We start from the raw sequence: 2,361 nt of genomic DNA, 5'->3' as shown, positions 1-2,361 counted from the left end.
AGGGTCTTCGATGAGTTTCAAGTGTTCAAATAAGGACATGGATTAGGCTCAGTAGAATAACATGCCCGATCAGATCATGCAGATAGGAATAAGTTCCCTACTGTTAACAAAGTATGATCCCGCCCTGCACACGCCCTAAAAATGAGTTGGACTTGCAATTATGCACGAGAGATATCGAAAAATAATTAATGACCGCCAGTTAGTCTCAGTGATGAATAAAACTAAGTGGCGCGAGCTTTGTAATGATTTTGAAGCGCTTCATTTTCTATCTATTAGCGTAAGGTACAAACTGATTTCATCAGATGATGTTTTAGGATTTAGTGCCGTTTGGTGGAACGAGATCTATGAAGAAAGCTCCGGTATCGAGTGGCTAGACTTTAATCCAATAGTTTCCGAGTATCGTGGTCGTTTAGTTGCACCTCAGGAGACCGATAGGAGCTGTGAAATTCTTACCATTCTAAATAGACACGGCATTAAATACTCGATTGAAGGCTCTTGTTTTCGGGTGTGGGGCTATATAAGCCAAGATACAACCCCAGTATTTACATAAAAACCCCTTTTAGAGTGGCGCCTAGCGTTTAGTATTGTGGGGCATTTCGCTGGTGAGTACATTCTTTGTTGCTAGGGCTGAGTGCCTGCAAAGCACGCTACTCGAGTCGCAGCATATCAGTTGCCCTTAGGTGCCTGAGCGCGGTCGAACATGCCATAGTCACGAACAACTTCGGCAACCCGCAGGCGATAATCGGCGAATAATTGTTCGCGTCCTTGAGTTTGTGCCTCGCGGTGATATATCTGTTGTCGCCAAGCCTGTACCGCAGCCTCATTCTCCCAGAATGACAGCGATAATAAGCGTTCGGGATTGACCATGCTTTGAAACCGTTCGATTGAAATAAATCCTTCAATGTTACTCAGGCTCGATTTCAGGTCGGCGGCTATCTCTAAATACCTTTCTTGGCAGCCGGAATTGGGCACAACTTCAAAAATAACGACCATCATAGTTTTGTCTCCGCAGCTCTTTGATAGGTCTTGGCTATCGGCTTTAGGAAACTGCGTTTTTCACTCAAAATAAATTCTCCTTGCTTGGCCAGCTGAAAATTTGCCTTGCCTGCGGCTTCTGTCTTCAGTTTGTCTCTATAGCGTTCATAGTGGGCCAGACTATCGAAGCTAATGAGACCATATGCAGTGTCATTGGTGCCTTCGTGAGTCAGAAAGTAGCCAAGGAGTTCGCCGCCGTAGGCTGGAATAATATCGCCCCAGTTTTCAGCATATTGGGCAAATTGTTCCAATTTGAAGGGGTCTATTTTGTATTCGATAAAACAGGTAATTTTCATAGTGTTTGGCGCCATTGACTTGTGTGCTAAAGGTTTTAGTTGCATTGTAATTACCTGAAAACTTAATGCTTCGATGGTTATCGAACTGTCCCCGAATGAGATTACAAGCATGGAACCTAACATTGCCTTTATTGCCAACTTGATTGGTGACGCAGCCCGCTCACGTATGTTGATTGCTCTTATGGGCGGACAGGCATTGACGGCGACAGAACTGGCTCTTGAAGCTGATATCACACCGCAGACTGCCAGCAGCCATTTAACTAAGTTGGTTGAAGGCGAACTATTGCTCGTGCGTAAGCAGGGGAGGCATAAGTATTTTCAGCTGCAGAGCCGCCAAGTGGCCGAACTGTTGGAAAGTCTGCTCAATATGAGCGCGGCCATTGCGAGCCCTAAGGTAATCCATGGGCCCGCGGACCCTAGATTGAGACTAGCTCGCGTTTGTTATGACCATCTCGCGGGTGAATTGGGTGTTGCACTTTACGACAGCTTAAGTCGGCAGAATTTGATCGCCCATGAAGGGGGCGAAACAAAAATCACCGCGGCAGGGATGACCTTTTTTGCCAAACGTGGTGTGGATCTCTCGTTGCTGAGTGCACCAGATGATGTATTCGATGTACCGAAAAGTCGTCAATCTCGCCGCCCTTTGTGTAAGTCATGCCTAGATTGGAGTGAGCGTCGCAGTCATCTTGCAGGTGTTCTAGGTCAATGGGTTCTTAAGGATATTTTGGCTAAAGGCTGGGCAGAGAAAGCCCTCGACACCCGTGCCCTACAATTTTCAAGCCGAGGGTTAAAATCCTTTCGTGCTGACTATGGCATTGCGCTGAAGAATCCCCTGATGATTTACAAATAAATCATCAAATTAGGGTGGAAGCGCATCTTGTTGCATGATCAAATGGTTTCGCCAAAAACTACACTTGGACAACAAGATGCGCGAAGCCAATATCCTACAACATTCTTTACACCAATACTGCCCAGAACTTCACCTAAAACGATTAAACAGCTTGATGCTGGCCTCTAAGGCACTGATTGA

At 45.9% G+C, this 2,361-nt stretch carries 4 protein-coding genes; 2 read left to right on the top strand and 2 right to left on the bottom strand.

The annotated features are described in order from the left end of the window. Positions 1-160 precede the first annotated feature (160 nt). Entirely contained in the window at positions 161-550 is a 390-nt protein-coding gene (locus tag K5Q99_RS21605; RefSeq protein WP_006084571.1) for a DUF6678 family protein, read from the top strand. 116 nt (positions 551-666) lie between these two features. Here K5Q99_RS21605 and K5Q99_RS21600 read toward each other — a convergent pair whose 3' ends face one another. Next, on the bottom strand, positions 667-996 hold the full coding sequence (locus tag K5Q99_RS21600; RefSeq protein WP_220778098.1) for an antibiotic biosynthesis monooxygenase family protein: 330 nt from the start codon (positions 994-996) through the stop codon (positions 667-669). Continuing rightward, positions 993-1,376, bottom strand: a complete 384-nt coding sequence (locus tag K5Q99_RS21595) for an NIPSNAP family protein (RefSeq protein WP_220778097.1) — start codon at positions 1,374-1,376, stop codon at positions 993-995. The genes K5Q99_RS21600 and K5Q99_RS21595 overlap by 4 nt, the downstream gene beginning before the upstream one ends. A 64-nt stretch (positions 1,377-1,440) precedes the next feature. On the opposite strand from K5Q99_RS21595, the gene K5Q99_RS21590 reads away from it, so the two are divergent. After that, positions 1,441-2,181 (top strand): ArsR/SmtB family transcription factor, encoded by a 741-nt coding sequence (locus K5Q99_RS21590; RefSeq protein ID WP_220778096.1) that lies wholly within the window; start codon positions 1,441-1,443, stop codon positions 2,179-2,181. The last annotated feature ends 180 nt before the right edge of the window (positions 2,182-2,361 follow it).

Origin of the sequence: Shewanella hafniensis, from assembly GCF_019655335.1 — a bacterium.
In the GTDB taxonomy this organism is placed as follows: domain Bacteria; phylum Pseudomonadota; class Gammaproteobacteria; order Enterobacterales; family Shewanellaceae; genus Shewanella; species Shewanella hafniensis.
This window is presented reverse-complemented; position numbering and strand designations above follow the sequence as displayed.